General features: G+C 55.9%; 18 protein-coding genes. 16 read left to right on the top strand and 2 right to left on the bottom strand.

All coding sequences use genetic code 11. The annotated features are described in order from the left end of the window. Positions 1-95: 95 nt before the first annotated feature. The 7 genes from IEW06_RS14535 (at position 96) to IEW06_RS14505 (ending at position 5,013) form a co-directional block, all read left to right on the top strand. Positions 96-932, top strand: coding sequence for a Rossmann-like and DUF2520 domain-containing protein (locus tag IEW06_RS14535; protein ID WP_187733156.1), 837 nt, complete (start codon positions 96-98; stop codon positions 930-932). Between the two features lie 63 nt (positions 933-995). Further along, the gene (locus IEW06_RS14530; RefSeq protein WP_166075151.1) at positions 996-1,328 is read left to right on the top strand and encodes a 2Fe-2S iron-sulfur cluster-binding protein; all 333 of its coding nucleotides are present in this window, start codon (positions 996-998) and stop codon (positions 1,326-1,328) included. A gap of 133 nt (positions 1,329-1,461) precedes the next feature. Then, positions 1,462-1,698 (top strand): Fe-S cluster assembly protein IscX, encoded by a 237-nt coding sequence (gene iscX / locus IEW06_RS14525; RefSeq protein WP_133274108.1) that lies wholly within the window; start codon positions 1,462-1,464, stop codon positions 1,696-1,698. A gap of 103 nt (positions 1,699-1,801) precedes the next feature. Then, complete coding sequence (locus tag IEW06_RS14520) at positions 1,802-2,305, top strand: KdsC family phosphatase (RefSeq protein WP_187733155.1); 504 nt, start codon at positions 1,802-1,804, stop codon at positions 2,303-2,305. A gap of 137 nt (positions 2,306-2,442) precedes the next feature. Next, a complete protein-coding gene (locus IEW06_RS14515; RefSeq protein ID WP_133274106.1) occupies positions 2,443-2,637 on the top strand; it encodes a cold-shock protein in 195 nt (64 codons plus the stop codon). 135 nt (positions 2,638-2,772) lie between these two features. Then, complete coding sequence (locus IEW06_RS14510; protein ID WP_187733154.1) at positions 2,773-3,690, top strand: geranylgeranylglycerol-phosphate geranylgeranyltransferase; 918 nt, start codon at positions 2,773-2,775, stop codon at positions 3,688-3,690. Between the two features lie 111 nt (positions 3,691-3,801). After that, positions 3,802-5,013 carry a BamA/TamA family outer membrane protein gene (locus IEW06_RS14505; protein WP_188548471.1) on the top strand — a complete coding sequence of 404 codons (1,212 nt, stop codon included), beginning with the start codon at positions 3,802-3,804 and terminating at the stop codon, positions 5,011-5,013. A 162-nt stretch (positions 5,014-5,175) separates the two neighbouring features. Here the strand turns inward: IEW06_RS14505 and IEW06_RS14500 are convergent, their stop codons facing one another. Next, positions 5,176-5,355 carry a hypothetical protein gene (locus tag IEW06_RS14500; protein WP_187733152.1) on the bottom strand — a complete coding sequence of 60 codons (180 nt, stop codon included), beginning with the start codon at positions 5,353-5,355 and terminating at the stop codon, positions 5,176-5,178. Between the two features lie 198 nt (positions 5,356-5,553). On the opposite strand from IEW06_RS14500, the gene purH reads away from it, so the two are divergent. From purH to rodA, 6 genes are all read left to right on the top strand, one after another. Beyond that, positions 5,554-7,089 (top strand): bifunctional phosphoribosylaminoimidazolecarboxamide formyltransferase/IMP cyclohydrolase, encoded by a 1,536-nt coding sequence (gene purH / locus IEW06_RS14495; RefSeq protein WP_188548470.1) that lies wholly within the window; start codon positions 5,554-5,556, stop codon positions 7,087-7,089. Between the two features lie 244 nt (positions 7,090-7,333). Continuing rightward, positions 7,334-8,359, top strand: coding sequence for a rod shape-determining protein (locus IEW06_RS14490; protein ID WP_166074171.1), 1,026 nt, complete (start codon positions 7,334-7,336; stop codon positions 8,357-8,359). A 125-nt stretch (positions 8,360-8,484) separates the two neighbouring features. Further along, positions 8,485-9,399 carry a rod shape-determining protein MreC gene (mreC, locus tag IEW06_RS14485; RefSeq protein WP_187733151.1) on the top strand — a complete coding sequence of 305 codons (915 nt, stop codon included), beginning with the start codon at positions 8,485-8,487 and terminating at the stop codon, positions 9,397-9,399. Continuing rightward, entirely contained in the window at positions 9,396-9,923 is a 528-nt protein-coding gene (locus IEW06_RS14480; RefSeq protein ID WP_187733150.1) for a hypothetical protein, read from the top strand. Before mreC ends, IEW06_RS14480 begins: the two co-directional genes overlap by 4 nt. Positions 9,924-10,030: 107 nt before the next feature. Next, the gene (mrdA, locus tag IEW06_RS14475) at positions 10,031-11,863 is read left to right on the top strand and encodes a penicillin-binding protein 2 (protein WP_187733149.1); all 1,833 of its coding nucleotides are present in this window, start codon (positions 10,031-10,033) and stop codon (positions 11,861-11,863) included. A 52-nt stretch (positions 11,864-11,915) separates the two neighbouring features. Beyond that, positions 11,916-13,208 carry a rod shape-determining protein RodA gene (gene rodA, locus IEW06_RS14470; RefSeq protein ID WP_187733148.1) on the top strand — a complete coding sequence of 431 codons (1,293 nt, stop codon included), beginning with the start codon at positions 11,916-11,918 and terminating at the stop codon, positions 13,206-13,208. A gap of 90 nt (positions 13,209-13,298) precedes the next feature. On the opposite strand, the gene IEW06_RS14465 is transcribed toward rodA, so the two are convergent. After that, entirely contained in the window at positions 13,299-14,603 is a 1,305-nt protein-coding gene (locus tag IEW06_RS14465) for a DUF8457 domain-containing protein (RefSeq protein WP_188548469.1), read from the bottom strand. Positions 14,604-14,638: 35 nt separating this feature from the next. Here IEW06_RS14465 and IEW06_RS14460 point away from each other — a divergent pair, with 35 nt between their 5' ends. From IEW06_RS14460 to porZ, 3 genes are all read left to right on the top strand, one after another. Next, the gene (locus IEW06_RS14460) at positions 14,639-14,965 is read left to right on the top strand and encodes a 2Fe-2S iron-sulfur cluster-binding protein (RefSeq protein ID WP_187733145.1); all 327 of its coding nucleotides are present in this window, start codon (positions 14,639-14,641) and stop codon (positions 14,963-14,965) included. A gap of 175 nt (positions 14,966-15,140) precedes the next feature. After that, on the top strand, positions 15,141-15,770 hold the full coding sequence (locus IEW06_RS14455; protein ID WP_187733144.1) for a thymidine kinase: 630 nt from the start codon (positions 15,141-15,143) through the stop codon (positions 15,768-15,770). Between the two features lie 98 nt (positions 15,771-15,868). Continuing rightward, a complete protein-coding gene (gene porZ, locus IEW06_RS14450; RefSeq protein WP_188548468.1) occupies positions 15,869-18,235 on the top strand; it encodes a type IX secretion system anionic LPS delivery protein PorZ in 2,367 nt (788 codons plus the stop codon). Positions 18,236-18,370: the final 135 nt, after the last annotated feature.

The raw sequence follows: 18,370 nt of genomic DNA, 5'->3' as shown, positions 1-18,370 counted from the left end.
ACTTCGCCATCCATCAAATCTGACGCTGCGGCTGGGAACGGACGTTTTGCTGGCGGGACAACAGAATCAGGGGATTAAGCACTTTCTTGCGTCCGATGAGCACACTTCAGCCCATATTTGCCCCCCAGCGTATTGCCTTGCTTGGTGCCGGCCGTGTGGCTAGCCTACTAGGTCCCGCGTTGCTACAAGCTGGCCACCAGGTCGTCTCGGTTTGGAGCCGAACGGCAGTTAGCGCCCAAAGCCTGGCTGCCCAACTATCCGGCGCAGTGGTTAGCCCCAGCCTCGATTTCAGGACTCAGCCGCCCGCCGATTTATACCTGCTTTCAGTACCCGACGCGGCTGTACCGGAGGTATTGGCCGGGGCTAATTTCCCGGCTGGTGCTTTGATAGCTCATACGGCGGGTGCTTTGCCACTGAGTTTGTTTGAGGCTTACCCTAAAGTGCGAGGCGGTGTTTTTTATCCGTTGCAAACTTTTAGTCCCGGCCGCGTGATAGACTGGGCAACCGTACCGCTTTGTATTGAAGCTGCCGATGAAACCGGGCAAACAGTGTTGATGGCCTTGGGACATAGTCTGAGCAATTTGGTGCAGCCGGTGGCTACTCTTCAACGCCAGCGCCTACACGTAGCGGCCGTATTTGCCAGCAACTTTACCAATCACCTGCTAGGCATCAGCCATGCCTTACTATCAGAGGCGAACCTGCCTTTTGAGCTACTGGCGCCCTTACTGCGCGAAACCGTGGAAAAAGCCATAGCTGCCCCGCCTTTCAGCGTGCAAACCGGGCCCGCTGCCCGCCGTGATGTGCCTACGCTGGTTCGCCATCAGGCGGAGCTAACCGCTCATCCGGCCTGGCTGGCTTTGTATAAGTCGTTGAGCGACAGTATTCAGCAACAATTGCCCTTCGTGGTGCCAAACAACGAGACAGAGTTGTAGCTTTGATAAGGGAGCGGTGGTGCGTACCTTCGTGCCCGCAATTGCCCCCCAGAACCCTACTTTGTGAATACCATTAACATCACCTTCCAGTTTCAGGATGGCCAGCCCGCGCAGACTCACGTAGCAGCCCAAGGCGAGTCGGTGCTGGACGTGGCCCTCAACAACGACATTCAGCTTCAGCACAACTGCGGCGGTGTGTGCGGTTGCAGCACCTGCCACGTATACGTGCTCCAGGGCGAAGATGAGCTACCCGAAATTTCTGATAAAGAGGAGGATTTCATCGACCGCGCCGTAAATCCACGCATCAACTCTCGCCTGGCTTGCCAGTGCGTAGTGCAGGCCGAGGGCAACGATCTGGTTATCCTTATTCCACCCCAGGATTTCCTGGGCCACTAAGGCTACGTTTGAAAGTTGGGAGAAAAAGCGCCAGCAAGCCGAAAACTGCAATAAGTCAGGTGAAGCCAGCTTTTTATATTCTCAACTCGTAAACTTTCGCCTGTCAACCCTCTGAACTTTTCAACGCCCAGATATGAATCATTTCGAGCCCCCCATTAAGTGGAGCGACCACGAGGATATCGCCATTGCACTCTATGAAAAGTTTGGCGATGACTTCACGGAGGCAAAAATTTACCGCATCCGCTTCACCGAACTGCTGGAATGGGTGCTCACATTGCCTAACTTCGAGGGCACCCGCGAACAAGCCAACGAAGGCCACCTGGAGCAGATTCAGGCTAAGTGGGTGTACGAATGGCGTGATAATCAATAAATACTCTATATGGTTAAATGGCTGGAGGTTAAATGGTTAATTGTTCTGATGCCCGAACGATCAGCCATTTAACCTCCGTCCATTTAACCATTCTTATTATACGATGGATACAACCATTACTCCTTCTAAATTGCTTGCTATTCAGGCTTTTATACTTGACGTAGACGGCGTGCTTACCGATGGCACCATGCTGGCCCTTAACTCGGGCGAGCAGGCGCGGGCTTTCCACATCCGCGACGGCTATGCTATTCGGTATGCCTTGACTAAAGGCTACCGGATCGTGGTTATTTCGGGCCGAGAGGAAGAAGGGGTCCGCAAGCGCTTGGAATCGTTGGACGTGCGCGACATCTATCTGGGCGTGGATGATAAGATGAAAATCTTTAACACCTACATCAACCTGCACCGCCTCGACCCGGCCCACATTGCCTACATGGGCGACGACCGGCCCGACGTGGAAGTGATGCGCCGGTGCGCCATCGCCGCCTGTCCTGCCGATGCCGCCACCGACGTGCGCGACATCAGCAACTACGTGTCGGGGCTACCCGGTGGCCACGGTGCCGTCCGCGAGCTGATCGAAGCCGTGATGCGAGCTCAGCAAACCTGGTAGTGCCTAGAAATGCAGGCGTTACGGCTGAGTAAGGGGGCAGTTATTTAGTTTGGACTATTGGTGGGGGCGAGTTGTGTTTTTCTAAAATCCATTTATATTTACCCCATCATCCATTCAACCCATTTTTTATTTTTTGCATGAAAACAGGAACCGTAAAATTCTTTAATGAGTCGAAGGGCTACGGCTTCATTACAGATGACAATACGAAGGAAGACTTCTTCGTACACATTACCGGTCTTAACGGGGGCCAAATCCAACAGAACGACCGCGTTGAGTTCGAAACGCAGGAAGGCCGCAAAGGAGTAAATGCGGTAAACGTAAAGCGCGTGTAGGTTTTCCTACTTGAATTTTACTTTCCAGAAAGCCTCTTCCTTTATGAAGAGGCTTTCTTTTTGAGTGCTTGGGGGAGATATTTGCCGGTTTACTTTGTGGGGGGCATTTTACTGGGCCTCTCTGTTTTTCTAGTTATGCAGTCTTCCGCTGGGTCCGCCGCATTTGCATCCGCACCAGGGGCTACTGAGCCGCGTGGGTGGCGTCCGGTCATGCGGCTGGTGCGCCTGCCCAACCTGCTGCTCATGGGGCTGTGTCTGCTGCTGGTGCGGGCCTGCCTGCTCCCGTCGCCGCTGCCGCTCCTCACGTCCTCATTTGGCTTACTTATCTTGGCTTCTTTGTGCGTAGCGGCCGCCGGCTATATCATCAATGATTACTACGACGTCAAGATAGATAGCATCAACCGGCCCGGGCGGCTGGTAGTCGGGCGCGTCGTTAACCGCCGCCATGCGATGATGGCGCACCTGGTGCTAACCGGAATCGGCGTGTTGGTGGCCGGGGCGCTGTCGCCGCTATTGGGGCTGGTGCATGTGGGCTCGGCGCTGCTGCTGTGGGGCTATTCAGCTCGGTTTAAGCGGTTGCCGTTGGTAGGCAACCTGAGCATTGCCACGCTCACAGGCGCTTTGGTGCTGCTACCGGAACTGCAACTACGCACTGGCCAATCGGAAGTATGGGTGTACGCATTGGCTGCTTTCCTGCTCACAGTAGTTCGCGAAATCATTAAGGATGTGGAGGATATGCGCGGCGATGCCGCGCACAAATGCCTGACGCTTCCCATTGTGTGGGGCGTGGCGCGCACCAAGTGGGTAGCTGGGTTCTTTCTCCTAAACTTACTGGTGCTGATTGGCGCGGCCAGCGGGCAGGCCTTGTTTTTTGGGCAAGCTCAATGGCTCGGCTCATGGTTGGTGCTTACTGTATTCGTGCCATTGCTGGGGCTGTCGTGGCGCCTGTTGCGCGCCGATCGCCGGCTGCATTTTACCACGCTGAGTGCTTGGTGCAAGTGGATTATGCTCGCGGGTGTGCTTTCTATGCTGTGGATGGCGGGCGGCATCTAAAACCGTTTGGCTAGCTAAACCGTTAGCGTTGAAAACTGAATGCCTTTTACTACCTTTTGGGTGGGTTTGTGCTGGAGCTCGGTTTATCCATACTTTCTACCAAGCCATTTTATGCGCTTCCTCTATTCGCTGCTGACTCTGAGTGTGTTGGCAGCCCCCGGCGCCTTCGCGCAAGTTACTACCCCCACCGATTCAACTACTACCACCGCTCCGGCACCCGGCCTCAAACAGCCGCGCAAATCAGCCTTCGCTCCCAGCGATAAGCCCAGCTTTATTCCGGTGCCGATAGCCTTTTATCAGCAGGAAACAGGCTTTGCAGCTGGAGCAGCCATTCTGCCCGTGTGGCGCTTTGGTACCGATACCACAGTACGCAAGTCGAACGCGCGCCTGATTGCCTGGTTTAGCCAGGAAAAGCAAAGCACCATTCAGCTTACGCACACCATCTTTACGCCTGGCGAAAAGCTGTTCTTATCGGGCGAGCTGAGCCGCTACGACCAGAAGCTGTTCTACTACGGCGTGGGCAACGACAACAGAGAGGATGCCGAGTCGGATCTGGAGTTTAAGCTGATCGTTTTTGACGAGAAGGTAATGCCGCGCATCGCCCCCAATCTGTTTGTGGGTCTGCGCTACCGTCTCACCAGCCTGACGGATATAACGGCCCCCGGTACTGCCCGAGATGGCGGCACCAATTTTTTCCTGCGCGACAATTTCCGCATTTCCCCCCGCGAGCGGGAGAATACGCTGATATCAGGTATCGGTCCTTCGCTGCTCTACGATGGTCGCGACAACGTGCTGGCCACCTACCGCGGCAACTTCGTGGATGCTCATGTGCTGGTGAATGGCGGCGCCTTGGGCAGCGACTTTAAGTTTACGCGCTACCAGCTGGATGCCCGCCACTTTCAGCCCTTGTTCGGCTCCAACAACACGATTCTGGCCCTGCAATACCTCACCCAGCTCCATACCGGCGACGTGCCATTTCGGGAAATGGGCGGCCTGGGGGCCAATTTGGGTGGCGCTATCTACAACAACGCCAACCTGATGCGCGGTCTTTACGAAACCCGCTTCCGCGACCGGCAGATGATGACCTTTCAAGCAGAGATTCGCCAGAAGCTGTTCTGGCGCATTGACGCGGCTGCTTTCATGAGCGCCGGACAGGTAGGATACAAGCTTTCTGATTACACGTTCGACGGTACCAAATTCGCGGGTGGTGGCGGTCTGCGCTTCCGCTTCAACCGCCGCGACCGCCTCAACGTCCGCCTTGACTATGCCGGCGGCACTGATACGGCACCGAGCATCTACTTCGCGGTAGGCGAGGCGTTTTAATACTTCTCTTCGGCCAAAAAAGCCCCCCAGCCGTTAATTCGGCTGGGGGGCTTTTTAGTGAAATTCAACTGCCAGGAAGTTTAAGTGCGAAATCTAAATTGTTGATGTATCACGCATCTTCCGGCTCTACAGCTTGCTCTGATCTTTTTATAAGTCTGCCTGCTAGCTGTGTGGCCAGTTCTGCCACCGCCTAAACCATACCAGCCACTCGCATTCCGCCACCGGAAAGCCGCCTTCCCGACCCGACGCCGGAACTTGCGCCGCCGCTTCTGCGGGCGCTGGTAAGCCAGCCGTAGAAGCGGCAACAGACAAAACATGCGCTGAGAACTGTTCGGCCAGCATACACAACAGTAGGATAGACGTAGCTCAACTGTGGTGCGCGGTTACTGGTTTGGTGTGTATTGAAAAAAAGGCAGTTACAGTGAGGCGCTGGTGATAAGTAAAGGCGGTATCATAATTCCGTACCCCAAAGAATTTGGTGGGGGCAAAGGTGGTAGCCTACCTTCGTACTGTCATTCTTTTAGCCCAAACCCCTTTGCCATGCCAGCTCAGCCCATTCGCTCCGCGCTTATTTCTGTTTATTACAAAGACCGTTTGGAGCCGCTGATAGCGGTGCTGAAGCAGCACGGCGTGAAACTGTACTCTACGGGCGGAACACAGCAGTTTCTGGAGCAGCAAGGCGCTGAAGTAACCGCCGTAGAAAGCCTGACCGGCTTTCCCGCCGTATTCGGGGGGCGCGTCAAAACGCTGCACCCAAAAGTGTTCGGTGGCATTTTGCAGCGCCGCCACGAAGCCGGCGACGCCCAGGAGGCCGAGCAGCACCAGATTCCGCCCATCGATCTGGTAATCGTGGATTTGTACCCGTTCGAGGAAACGGTAGCTTCGGGCGCGCCGGAGGCCGACGTGATCGAGAAAATTGACATTGGCGGCATTTCCTTGCTGCGGGCCGCTGCCAAAAACTTCCGTGACGTGCTCGTGGTCAGTGGCCGTGACCAGTACCAAGCTGTGACGGAGCTTCTCATGCAGAAGAGCTGCGCTACTGATCTGGAAGACCGGCGGCAGTACGCCGCGGCCGCTTTCGCTGCCACCTCGCACTACGACACCCAGATTTTCAATTACGTAAGCCAGGGAACCGACCTGGGGGGCAAATCTTTGCGCCTAAGTCGGCAGCCGGCCACGCCCCTGCGCTACGGCGAAAACCCGCATCAGGCCGGCACCTTCTACGGCGACTTATCTGCGCTTTTCGACCAACTGCATGGCAAGCAGCTGAGCTATAACAACTTAGTAGATGTAGACGCTGCCGTGGCTCTTATGGCTGAGTTTGAGGAAGGTCAGCCCGCCTGCGCCATTCTCAAGCATACCAATGCCTGCGGCGTAGCGCAAGCCCATTCGCTCCACGATGCCTACGCGCAAGCCCTGGCCTGCGACCCGGTATCGGCCTTCGGAGGCGTTATCATCGTGAATAAGCCCGTAGATGAGGCCACAGCCGAGGAGCTAAATAAGTTGTTTTTTGAGGTACTCATTGCCCCGGAGTTTGACAAGGCGGCGCTGCCCATCCTGCAGAGCAAGAAGAACCGCATTCTGCTACGCCAGAAGCCGGTAAAATTGCCCTCAAAGCAAATCAAAACCCTTCTCAACGGCATTGTGGAGCAGGATTTCGACCGCCAGACCGAAACCGCCGCTGACTTTAAGGTCGTAACAAAATCGGCTCCGACGCCTGAAGAAACCGAGGCACTGGTATTCGCGGCCAAAGTCTGCAAGCATACCAAGAGCAATACCATTGTACTGGCGCGGCCGGGCCAGTTGCTGGCTTCCGGCGTAGGCCAAACCTCGCGCGTAGATGCGCTAAAGCAGGCCATCGAAAAGGCCAAAGCGTTCGGCTTCGACCTGCAAGGCGCCGTCATGGCCTCCGACGCCTTCTTCCCCTTCCCCGACTGTGTGAAGATTGCCGGCCAGGCGGGCATCCGGGCAGTAGTGCAGCCGGGTGGTTCCATCAAAGATCAGGACAGCATTGCCGCCTGCGACCAGCTCGGTATGGCCATGGTGATGACGGGTGTGCGCCATTTCAAACATTAACTGTCTGGAATATAGAGCGTCATGTAATGTTTTCTGCGTGACGCTCAAGTAAGCATTACCAGGCCGCCAGGAATACTGGGGGGCTTTTTTGCCACAATTCCGGCGGTCTTTTTTCGTTAGAGGGCCGGTTTGACTACGGGTGGTCTTAATTTTTACTGGTAGCGCTTCCGTCAAACTTCCGTACTTTTGCCCCCTATTTGCGTGGCGCAACCCGCGCATTATCTTCTAATTGCCGTAAAAATCAATGGGTTTTTTTAACTTCCTCACCAGCGATATTGCCATTGACCTGGGAACGGCCAATACCCTCATCATTCACAACGACAAAATCGTGGTGGATGAGCCGAGCATCATTGCCAAAGACCGCACAACCAATAAAGTAATTGCCGTGGGCCGGCAAGCGCAGCAAATGCACGAAAAGACCCACGACAACATTCGCACCATTCGGCCTTTGAAGGACGGCGTAATTGCCGATTTCCACGCCGCTGAGGAAATGATTAAGGGCATGATTAAGATGATTGACACGCGCAATCGTCTGTTTCAGCCCTCCCACCGCATGGTTATCTGCATTCCGTCGGGCATTACGGAAGTAGAGAAACGCGCCGTACGCGACTCCGCTGAGCACGCCGGGGCTAAGGAAGTTTGGATGATTCAGGAGCCGATGGCCGCCGCTATCGGTATTGGCATTGACGTGGAGCAGCCCGTAGGTTCCATGATTATCGACATCGGCGGCGGTACTACTGAAATCGCGGTAATTGCCCTTTCCGGTATCGTCTGCGACCAGTCAATCAAGACGGCCGGCGACGTATTCAATCAGGATATTCTGGATTATATGCGCCGTCAGCATAACCTGCTGATTGGTGAGCGCTCAGCCGAGAAAATCAAAATCGAAGTGGGCGCGGCCCTCACCGAGCTGGACATTACACCTCCCGACTACGAAATCCGGGGCCGCGACTTGATGACGGGTATTCCGAAGGTGATCAAAGTGACTTCTTCTGAAATTGCTATTGCCTTGGATAAGTCGGTGGCCAAAATTGAGGAAGCGGTACTGAAAGCCCTGGAAATTAGCCCCCCAGAGCTATCGGCCGACATTTACGACAACGGCATTCACCTTACCGGCGGCGGCGCATTGCTCCGTGGCCTCGATAAGCGCTTGGCAGCCAAAACCAAGCTCGCGATTCACATCGCCGAAGATCCGCTGCGCGCTGTAGTGCGCGGCACAGGGGCCACAATTAAGAACTTGCAGGGTTTCCGTAGTGTTCTTCTCTCGTAGGCAGCTAAACAAGTAAATGGCTGGGGGTTAAATGGTTGCTTGTTCTGCTTTTGAACAGCCAGTCATTTAGTCTCCAGCCTTTTGCTACGTTAAGCTCAACCATTTAACTCTTTGCTTCTTTTCCTGTGCGTAATCTTTTCACCTTCATTTTCCGCTACCGGGGCATCCTGGTGTTCGGGCTATTGGAGGTGCTGAGTCTGTATTTGTTGATTAGAAATAGCTCGTACCAGCGGGCCGCATTCTTCAATTCGGCCAATGCCTACGCCGGCCGGGTGCTGGAAATACGCACCCAGGTGCTGGATTATTTTCGGCTAGTCGACGTAAATCGGGGCTTGGTGGCCGAGAATGCAGCTTTGCGCCAGCAGCTGTACCGCCCCGACCTAGCCGGCCGCCTGCCCGATAGTCTCGCGCCCGTTGAGCCTTTGCGCCCGGCCCGCCGTGACTCCATCTTGTTAGGTCTGCGCCAGCTACCCGCCACCGATCCTGATTACCCACTCATTCCGGCCCGCGTGATAAGCAGCACCCGCCGGCGGGTGGATAACTATATAACCATCAATGCCGGCACTCGCGAGGGCGTGCGGCCGGGCATGGGCATACTATCTGCTGATGGCGTAGTGGGCCGGGTGAAAGTAGCCAGTGAGCATTATGCTACGGCCACCTCCGTATTGCATTCTAAAACAGTTATTTCAGCCAAGATAAAGCGCGACGGTACCGAAGGCGGTATTAAGTGGCTGGGCGACGACGCGGCCCACGTGCTCCTCGATCAGATTCCGCGGCAGAATGAGCTGATACGTGGCGATACCGTTCTGACTTCCGGCTACAATGCTGTATTTCCGGAGGGCGTGATGATTGGTACAATTGACGCCTTCAGCAAGGAGCCAGACAAGGATTTCTGGACGATACGCGTACGGCTGGCTGTGGACTTTTCGCGCCTCACCTACGTGTACGTGGTAAATAGCCGCCATAAAGCGGAGCGCGACACGCTGCAAGCCAGGGCCGGTGCTAAACCAGAGGAAGAAGACGAGATTCTAAAGCCATGAGAGAAGCCGGCGGACTAGTATTACACCTGATTTTGCTGGTGCTGTACGTGCTGCTGCACGTGCTGGTGGCCAGCAAGCTGGTGCTGTTTGATCTGGGTTGGTGCTTTTTTTACCTAGGCTTCTTGCTGTTTCTGCCCATTACCGCTCCTATTGTAGTGCAGCTGCTTCTGGGGTTTATGGTGGGCATCACCATGGATATATTTTACGATACGGGCGGGGTGCATGCCGCCGCCGCGGTACTGGTTATGTACCTAAGACCTTGGGTATTGCGCCTGCTTACGCCTCGCGACGGCTACGATTCCGATGACGCAGTAAATGTGCACCTGATGGGCTGGCAATGGTTTCTGGTTTACTTAATTTTGCTGGTGAGCATACACCATCTCGCCTTTTTTCTGCTTGAATTGGGCAGTTTTCAAATCATTGGTGTTACGCTAATTAAAGTGATAGTAAGCACCTTATTTACGGGCATTACGCTGCTGATTGTGCAGATGCTGTTCTTCCCGTCGCGAAGGCGCAGTAGGTAGGAGCCGGGGTGGGCCACTGGTCTTACGGACTAGACAGTGAGCCTTTGTGTTGTGTACCTTTGTAGACCCAGATACTAGGCTGGGGGGCATTTTATCCAGTTTCTTTCGTGCAATACCTTGAAGGCCGTAAGTATGTGGTGCAGACCATTTTCGTGGTCGTGGCCCTGCTATTTGCGGCGCGCTTGTTTTACATTCAAGTGCTCGACGGCAGCTATAAGCTGGCCGCCGACCGCAACTCCTTGCAGCGCATCGTGCAGGTGCCTTATCGTGGCCTCATCTTCGACCGCAACGGGAAGCTGATAGTGCAAAACACGCCGGTATACGATCTGATGGTGGTGCCCCGCGAAATAAAACAGCTCGATACCGTCCGCTTGTGCGAGCTTCTCCAGATGCCAGTAGAGGAGTTTCGCCTCGCTCTAACAGCCGCCAAAACCTATTCGCGGGTAAAAGCCTCGCCTTTGATACAGAACCTGAGCACGCCGGAGCTGGCTGCTATTCAGGATAATCTGATCGATTTTCCGGGCTTCAGCATTAGGGCGCACATGGCCCGATCCTACAAAACGGAGAATCTGGCGCACGCCCTGGGCTATGTAGGAGCCATTACCCCTAAGCTGCTAGAAAGCCCCAAATACGCCAAATACATTGCAGGCGACAATCTGGGAATCACGGGCTTAGAGTCTTTCTACGAGAAGACGCTAATGGGGCGGCGCGGGGTGCAATATCGCATGGTGAATGTGCGCGGTATTGAGAAAGGCGCCTTCCGGGATGGGGAGTACGATACGCTTTCCGTGGCTGGACTAGACTTACACACCAGCATCGACAGCGAACTGCAACAATACGGGGAAATGCTCATGGCCCAGAAGCGGGGCTCCATCGTAGCTCTCGATCCTAAAACGGGCGAAATCCTTGCCTTCGTTTCGGCTCCAAACTTCGAGCCGGCTCGGCTCAGCGGCAAGGGCATGGGCAACCGCTATATGGACCTGCTCAATAACCCCGAGCGGCCGTTGTTCAACCGTCCCCTGATGGCAACTTACCCGCCAGGTTCAGTATTTAAGCTGGTAAACGAGCTGGTTGCGTTGCAAATGGGCGTGGTGACGCCTTACACGAGTTTTCCGTGCAACCAGCGGTTGGTGAAGTGTACGCACCGCCACGAGCCGCCCACCAATGTCGGCATTGCCATCAAGCAGAGCTGCAACCCGTATTTCTACCAGGTGATGCGTACCGCCATCATGCGTGGCCGCTCCAGCAACCCCAAGGAAGATGCTCGCCTGGGCCTGGCCGAGTGGCGCCGGCAGGTAATGTCATTCGGGCTGGGCCAGCAGCTAGGTGTCGATCTGGGTTCGGAGCGGAAGGGCTCTATTCCATCGCCGGAACTATACGACAAGATGTACGGCCGTCACGGCTGGAACTTTCGCACGATTTATTCCTTAAGCATCGGGCAGGGCGAAATCGGAATTACCGGTCTGCAGATGGCCAACATAATGGCCATTATTGCCAACCGCGGCTATTATTACACCCCTCATTTCGTGCGTGGTATTGGCCAGGGCGGCCCGCTGCCAGAGTATAGGGAGCGCCATTACACGAATATTGACCCCCAGCATTTCGACGCCATTATTCCGGGTATGCAGGCGGTGGTAGAAGGCCGCGGCGGCACCGGCAATCTGGCTAGTCTGGCCCAGTTCGGTATTTCGGTAGCGGGCAAAACAGGTACTGTACAAAATGCCCACGGCCCCGATCACGCCACTTTTGCTGCCTTCGCGCCCGCCGAGGATCCTCAAATCGCCATTGCTGTATTTATTGAGAATGCTGGTTTTGGGGGCACTTCTGCGGCTCCTATGGCTTCCCTGATGATCGAGAAATACCTGCGCCGCAAAGTTGAGCGCACGCAGTGGGAAACCTGGTTAGAGGGAGATGCTTCCAAGTTTATCCGAAAGCGTTGACGAAACCAGGAGATAGTCAGCGCCCGGTACAGTAGTTTTTGAATAGCCCAAAATGTCCTCTTCACCCGCCAGATATAGTCGCAGCCTCGATTGGGTAACCATCGGCATTTATGCCCTGATGGTGGGCTTGGGCTGGCTCAACGTGTACGCCGCCAGCTACTCACCCGATGCGCCCCTCGGTTTCGCTGGCCAGAGCTTCCAGGAGCTAATGGCCAATAACTGGTTTAAACAGATTATCTGGATCGGGACGGCCGTGGTGCTGATGGTCATTCTGGTCGTCGTCGACTACAAGGCCTACGATACGTTTGCCTACGTTTTCTACGCCGTGGTGGTCTTGCTGCTGCTCGTCACACTGTTCATCGCGCGGCCCATTGCTGGTTCGCGGTCGTGGCTGGAGCTGGGGCCGGTGCGCTTGCAGCCGGCCGAGTTTGCCAAATTTGCCACCGCCCTGGCCGTATCACGCTTTATGGCCGGCATCAATCTGCGTCATCAGAACTGGCGCGACCAAGCCGTGCTGGCCGGCATGACCCTTTTGCCGCCTTTGCTCATTATTGCCTCCAACGAAACCGGTCAGGCGCTCGTGTTCGGCGCGTTTCTGCTGGCTTACTTTCGCGAGGGTATGTCGCCGCTCATTCTCATCGTGCTGGCCGCCGCGGGCGTCATTCTGATTCTGGCTTTGTTGATTCCCAAACTCTGGCTTATCGGCGGAATCACCCTTATTCTGGGGGGCGTTTTTCTGGTCAATTCGCGGGTGATGCGCCACCATTTACCCTTGGCCCTGAGCGTGTGGGCGGTGGTAGTCGGGATGGTATTTGGCGTCGACTTTTTCTTTAATCAGGTGCTCCAGCCCCACCAGCGCAAACGCATCGAGGTGCTAATTAATCCGTCGGCCGACCCGCTGGGTGTGGGCTGGAACGTGACTCAATCCAAAATTGCCATCGGCTCGGGTGGACTGATGGGCAAAGGCTTTCTGGAAGGCACCCAAACCAAGTTCGACTTCGTACCCGAGCAAAGCACCGACTTTATTTTCTGTACCGTAGGCGAGGAGTGGGGCTGGATGGGCAGTATAGTAGTTATCATCCTGTTCATGGCTCTGCTGATGCGCCTGGTATACGTGGCGGAGCGTCAGAAATCGGTGTTTGGGCGAACTTACGGCTACTGCGTAGCCAGTATTTTCTTCTTCCACTTCGCCGTGAATGTGGGCATGACAATCGGTTTGGCGCCGGTGGTAGGTATTCCGCTGCCGCTGTTCAGCTACGGTGGCTCCTCGCTCTGGTCCTTTACCATTCTGCTGTTTATCATGCTGGCCATCGACGCCTACCGCAAGCAGGATTTGGTGCGCTAAATAGAAGCAGAGCTTTATAAATAATCATGCAGTGCACAAAAAAGGCCCCCCAGCAATTTGCTGGGGGGCCTTTTTTGTGCTTCTCTAACTCTACGCAAACTTGCGGTCAATGAGCTTCAGAAGCCGGCCGACGTGCTCTTCCTTGCGCGTCCAGTCGTATTTGGCGGCCAAGTCCTGCGTCACGTAGCGCTTGGCCGACTCAGGATCGTTGAAGGTATCGAGGTGCTGAATGGCGGTGTGATACTCCATGTTTTCCCCATTAAACAGCTCGTTGATAAAGCCAAACCGCTGATTAATAGAGATGGCCTCACGCAGAGATTCTACTTTGGGGGGTTTTTCGGCCAGTGTAGCCCCGGCTTTTTCCGGCCGCAGCGTTTCGCTGAGCGGGGCTGTAGCAGAGCGCTCCGCTTTTAGTTTTTCGTAGAGCGGTACACTGGTCGGGCTTGCTCCCGTCAGCGGACGGGCAGGCGCTACACTCGGTTCATGAGCTGGCTTGGGCACCGGGGCTGGTGTAGGTACAAAGGCGGGCGTGGGCACGAAAGTAGGTGCTGCTACCGACGGCTGGGGGGCATTTTGCACCGGAACAGGCGTCGGTGCCGGTGCTGCCGACACCGCAGCTGCTACAGGCTCGGCAGTACGCACGGGTTCTACCACGCGGGCGGGCTCTGCAACTCGCACAGGTTCTGCAGTCTGCGCAGGCTCCGCCTGTACAGGCGCAGGACGTGGCGCTTCCACAACGGGCACCGCGGGCGCGCGTACGGGGCCATCGGCCCATAAGTCAGCCTCAGTTAGCGGAAGCAAAGCGCTAAGCTCCGCTACCAGCCTTTCCATCAGCTGATGACCTTTGTATGTAGCCTCCTGGTGCAGCCGGAAGCGCTCCAGCAGAAAATCGCGCTCCAGCGGCGCATCTGGTGAGAGGCTGTCGACGAACTCCGCGAACAAGTCCTTATTCAGATCAAGATAACGCAAAGCATCACGCAGTTGGGCAGCCGTAGCGGTCGGTTGGTCGCCCAGCAGCTTCTCCTCAAACGTCAGCACCGGATCGGTCACTACCCCGAGCGTGTCGGCCACGGCCCGGGCTAATAAGGGCTCAAAAGCCCCCCGCGTCAGCCGTATACGGCGCGAAAGCGTGTTCATAAACTGGGTGAGCGCCTGCCGCACGTCGGGCGCCTCAAAGTCGAAGTAGGGGCTGCGCAGCCGGCCCATTTCGGCGGTCCATTGGGCCAGCAGCTGCTGCACTACCAACAGATTTACCTGCCGGATAGGGGTGAAACGCAATACCGCCGGACCATCGAGTGTGGCAGTGGGTTGGGGGCCAAAATGCTGGTCGCAGAGGTGAGCGGCCAGCCGACGGCCGTAGTGTTCGCGCTTGGCGTGGCTATATTTGTCCTTCATTTTAGATCCTGATTCAATCGGCAATTTAAGGAAAGATGCCTAGTCTGACGGTGCAAAACTTGCCGGGCGCTGTAGTGGCGGTGCCCGCTGGCTCCACTTTGCTGGCGGCCCTGCATGCCGCCGGCCACGACTGGATGCACGCCTGTGGCGGCAAAGGCCGCTGCACCACCTGCCGTTTGGAGGTGCTTAGCGGCGCGGAAAACCTAACGCCCGATACCGATGCAGAATTGCGTTACCGTCGTGCCGGTCGTCTGCTGTCCCATGAGCGGCTCACGTGTCAAGCCCGTTTGCTTGAGGGTGAATTAACGGCCCGTGTGCCCGAGGCTACCAAGCTGCCGCACGTAACATACAGCTCCGAATAACGCTCAAGAATCGTATGCGGCAGCAAAGTTGAGAAGTGGGTAACGCACAGGTGCCTAGCGCTACGCGGAAGATATTTCCGGGGTGCCGTTCTTGAAGCTCCACGCTGAAACCCTTACTTTAGAGGTTTAAAGCAAAGCCAGATCATTCGCTGCTGGCTGTTCATAGTAAGACCTTATGTTTCTAGAACCCCGCGTCGGCACCAACCGCGAGGCTCCTCGCCGGGGCTGGATCGAGGTGGTGTGCGGCTCCATGTTTTCAGGCAAAACGGAGGAATTGATTCGTCGCTTAAACCGGGCCACTATTGCCCGGCAGCGCGTTGAAATCTTCAAGCCCGCTATTGATACCCGCTACCATGAGCACGATGTGGTATCGCACAACGCGAACAGCATTCGCTCGACGCCCGTGGCTTTGGCCCAGGAAATTCTGCTCATGACCAGCGGCTGCGATGTAGTAGGCATCGACGAAGCGCAGTTTTTCGACGAGTCGCTGGTGGAAGTGTGCGTGCAGCTTGCCAACCGGGGTACCCGCGTTATCGTGGCCGGCCTCGATATGGATTACGCCGGTAAGCCCTTTGGTCCGGTGCCCGCCCTTATGGCCGTGGCCGAATACGTAACCAAGGTACACGCCGTGTGCATGTGCTGCGGCGAGCTGGCTTCGTATTCATTCCGTATAGCAGCCTCCCAGGATAAGATTTTGCTCGGCGAAACTGATTCGTACGAAGCGCGTTGTCGCCCCTGCTTTTTGGAGGGAATGAAGGAAAAAAGCTCTCCAACGCGGGTTGCCGCCAGCCACGAATCTCTGTAGCCAGAACCAGCGTGGCTCCGGGCAAGGTCTGGGGGGCTTTTTTGCCCTGCTACGTCGCAGCTACAAGTTAGACTTCGTGTTATCTCCAGTTTCCGCCAATGACCTACCTGCTCCGTACCTGCCGTTGGCTCAGCTTCGTTGCTGTCTGGCTTTGTAGCCTGACCTCGGCTGTTGCTCAGGGACCGGTAGGCTTTGGCGACTGGCAGCTGCATTTGCCCACCAACCAGGCCAAAGCGGTAACTGATGCGGATAAGCGGGTGTATGTGGCCACCGAAAATTCTTTCTTCTACTTCGATAAGGAGCTAAACACAACCCGTCTGCTTTCCCGCCGCGACGGGCTCAACGACGTAGGCGTCAGCACGGTAGCCTACGATTCGGTTAGTCAGCAACTGCTGATAGCCTATAACAGCGGCAACCTGGATGTACTGCGGGCCAATGGCTCTATTCAGAACATTACAGATATTCTGCGGGCCCAGATTACCCAAGCCAAAACCGTTAATCACATACATTTTAGTGGTCCCCGCGCTTATTTAGCATGTAGTATCGGCTTGGTCGTGCTCGATATGACGCGGCTGGAAGTGCGTGATACCTACGTCAATATCGGCCCGGGCGGGCAGGCGGTGCAAGTCTACGCCAGCACCGTGCTCCGCGACTCGGTATATGCTGCTACCTCAGCGGGCCTCCTGCGGGGCCGCCTGACAGATAACCTCGCCAACTTCCGCAACTGGACCATCGATCTGCCTGCGCGGGCTGGCAATCCGTTTCGTACGCTCGCCACCTACAATGAGAAAGTATACGCGGGGGCCAATGGCGACCAACTGTACCGATTTGTAGGCGGCCCCGGAGCAGGCAAAGGCTGGCAACCAGTAGCTGGCTTCGCTGGGGGGCAATTTCGGCAGCTTACGGCCTCGCGGGCTGGATTGCTGGTAGTTGGGCTGGATAACCTGTCGGTACTCGACCACCCGGGCGGCACTATTCGGACCTATCGCAATGCGCTGCTGCGTGATACGCGGGCTGCTGCCCGCTCCCGCGATGGCGCGTTTTACGTGGCCGATTTTCAGAATGGTTTAGTAAAAACAACCGGTGCCCAGCAGTTTGAGAAATTCGTAACGAACGCGCCCGCCAGCGCCCGAGCGTTCAGTGTGTACAGCGATGCGCGCACGGGCATCACGAACGTCTTTAGCGGCGGTTTTTCCGACCGTTTTCTACAAAACGGCTCTTTCGGCGGCTTCTATGAATACAAGGAAGGGCAGTGGACCAACATCACGCCCCAAACGCTCCCCGACCGCACCCAATACCCTAATTTTCAGGACCCATCCCACGGCGTGCGCACCCCCGATGGCACGCTGTACATTGGCAGCTACGGCAATGGCATACTAGAATGGAAGGGCCCCGGTAGTTTTCGTCAGTTCACCTTTGGAAGCGGCAGCAACCCGTTAAGGACGGCGCTGGCTCCGCCTAAATTCCCTAACGTCGACCCGAACTACACTCGTATTACCGACCTGACTGCTGATGCGGAGGGGAACGTGTGGGTAGTGAACCGGCATGAGTTTGCGGGTGTGCCTGGCGTGCACATCTTTAATCCTGTAGCTACCACATGGCGCTCATTGCCATATTTTGCCGGAGTCGAGAACCTCAATGGCATTGTGCTCGACAATAATGGATACGTATGGCTGTCTACATCACGCCAGCCGACGGGCAATGGCGTTATTGCCTACGACGAAAACACGCGCACGCCGCGCTATTTCTCCACGGCCAACGGCCTGCCTTCCAACGATATCTATGATATGGTGAAGGACCGGCAAGGGAGTATCTGGGTGACAACCAGTGCGGGCGTGGCTGTGCTCACCGACCCTAGTCAGACCTTTGTAGCTGGTTCGGCGGAGGCATTTCTAAAGCCTGTTATTCAGCGCGGGCCACAAGCCAGCCTCAACTTTCCGGCGTTGAATAGCGATGTAGTGCGGTGCGTGGCCGTGGATGGCGCCAACCGCAAGTGGTTTGGCACCGATCGGGGCTTGTGGCTATTCACGGAGAGCGTGGATGAAGCGCTGCTCAATTTCACCACCGCCAACAGTCCGCTGCCTTCCAATCGTATTCTGGATGTGGCCGTGAACGACCGCACGGGGGAGGTATTTGTTGTAACGGATGCCGGGGTTGTTTCTTATCGTGGGTCAGCCACCGTTACGGAAGGCAAGCCGGCGTGCGGCAAAGTATTCCCCAATCCGGTCCGCACCGATTTTACGGGTCAGGTAGGCATATCGGGGCTGGCCAATAACGCAGTCATCAAAATCACGGACGTAAGCGGCAAACTCGTTTACCAGACCCGCGCCAACGGCGGCACCCTCACCTGGAACCTAGCCGATTATAATGGCCGCAAAGTGCAGTCGGGAGTATACATGGTTTTGTCATCTGATGCTGATGGCAAAAACGCCTGCATAAGCAAAATAGCGGTGGTAGCGCGGTGATTTATTGCCGTGATTCGGTGTTAATTAATTATCGCCAAAAGCCAATTTAAAGGGTAAATACAAGAACGTGGTAGAGACGCGTATTCGCATCTAATCGTTGCTGACATTGTTTAGTTGGCGCAGTACCGGTCTTTC

It is taken from the genome of Hymenobacter qilianensis (genome assembly GCF_014638675.1).
GTDB lineage: Bacteria > Bacteroidota > Bacteroidia > Cytophagales > Hymenobacteraceae > Hymenobacter > Hymenobacter qilianensis.
Note: the sequence above shows the minus strand (reverse complement) of the source record. Positions and strands in the feature narration are given on the sequence as shown.

Coding starts and splice junctions, on each gene's coding strand:
- IEW06_RS14535 (WP_187733156.1), top strand. CDS start 96: ATGAGCACACTTCAGCCCATATTTGCCCCCCAGCGTATTGCCTTGCTT.
- iscX (WP_133274108.1), top strand. CDS start 1,462: ATGAATCATTTCGAGCCCCCCATTAAGTGGAGCGACCACGAGGATATC.
- IEW06_RS14520 (WP_187733155.1), top strand. CDS start 1,802: ATGGATACAACCATTACTCCTTCTAAATTGCTTGCTATTCAGGCTTTT.
- IEW06_RS14515 (WP_133274106.1), top strand. CDS start 2,443: ATGAAAACAGGAACCGTAAAATTCTTTAATGAGTCGAAGGGCTACGGC.
- IEW06_RS14510 (WP_187733154.1), top strand. CDS start 2,773: ATGCAGTCTTCCGCTGGGTCCGCCGCATTTGCATCCGCACCAGGGGCT.
- IEW06_RS14505 (WP_188548471.1), top strand. CDS start 3,802: ATGCGCTTCCTCTATTCGCTGCTGACTCTGAGTGTGTTGGCAGCCCCC.
- IEW06_RS14500 (WP_187733152.1), bottom strand. CDS start 5,355: ATGCTGGCCGAACAGTTCTCAGCGCATGTTTTGTCTGTTGCCGCTTCT.
- purH (WP_188548470.1), top strand. CDS start 5,554: ATGCCAGCTCAGCCCATTCGCTCCGCGCTTATTTCTGTTTATTACAAA.
- IEW06_RS14490 (WP_166074171.1), top strand. CDS start 7,334: ATGGGTTTTTTTAACTTCCTCACCAGCGATATTGCCATTGACCTGGGA.
- IEW06_RS14480 (WP_187733150.1), top strand. CDS start 9,396: ATGAGAGAAGCCGGCGGACTAGTATTACACCTGATTTTGCTGGTGCTG.
- rodA (WP_187733148.1), top strand. CDS start 11,916: ATGTCCTCTTCACCCGCCAGATATAGTCGCAGCCTCGATTGGGTAACC.
- IEW06_RS14465 (WP_188548469.1), bottom strand. CDS start 14,603: ATGAAGGACAAATATAGCCACGCCAAGCGCGAACACTACGGCCGTCGG.
- IEW06_RS14460 (WP_187733145.1), top strand. CDS start 14,639: ATGCCTAGTCTGACGGTGCAAAACTTGCCGGGCGCTGTAGTGGCGGTG.
- IEW06_RS14455 (WP_187733144.1), top strand. CDS start 15,141: ATGTTTCTAGAACCCCGCGTCGGCACCAACCGCGAGGCTCCTCGCCGG.
- porZ (WP_188548468.1), top strand. CDS start 15,869: ATGACCTACCTGCTCCGTACCTGCCGTTGGCTCAGCTTCGTTGCTGTC.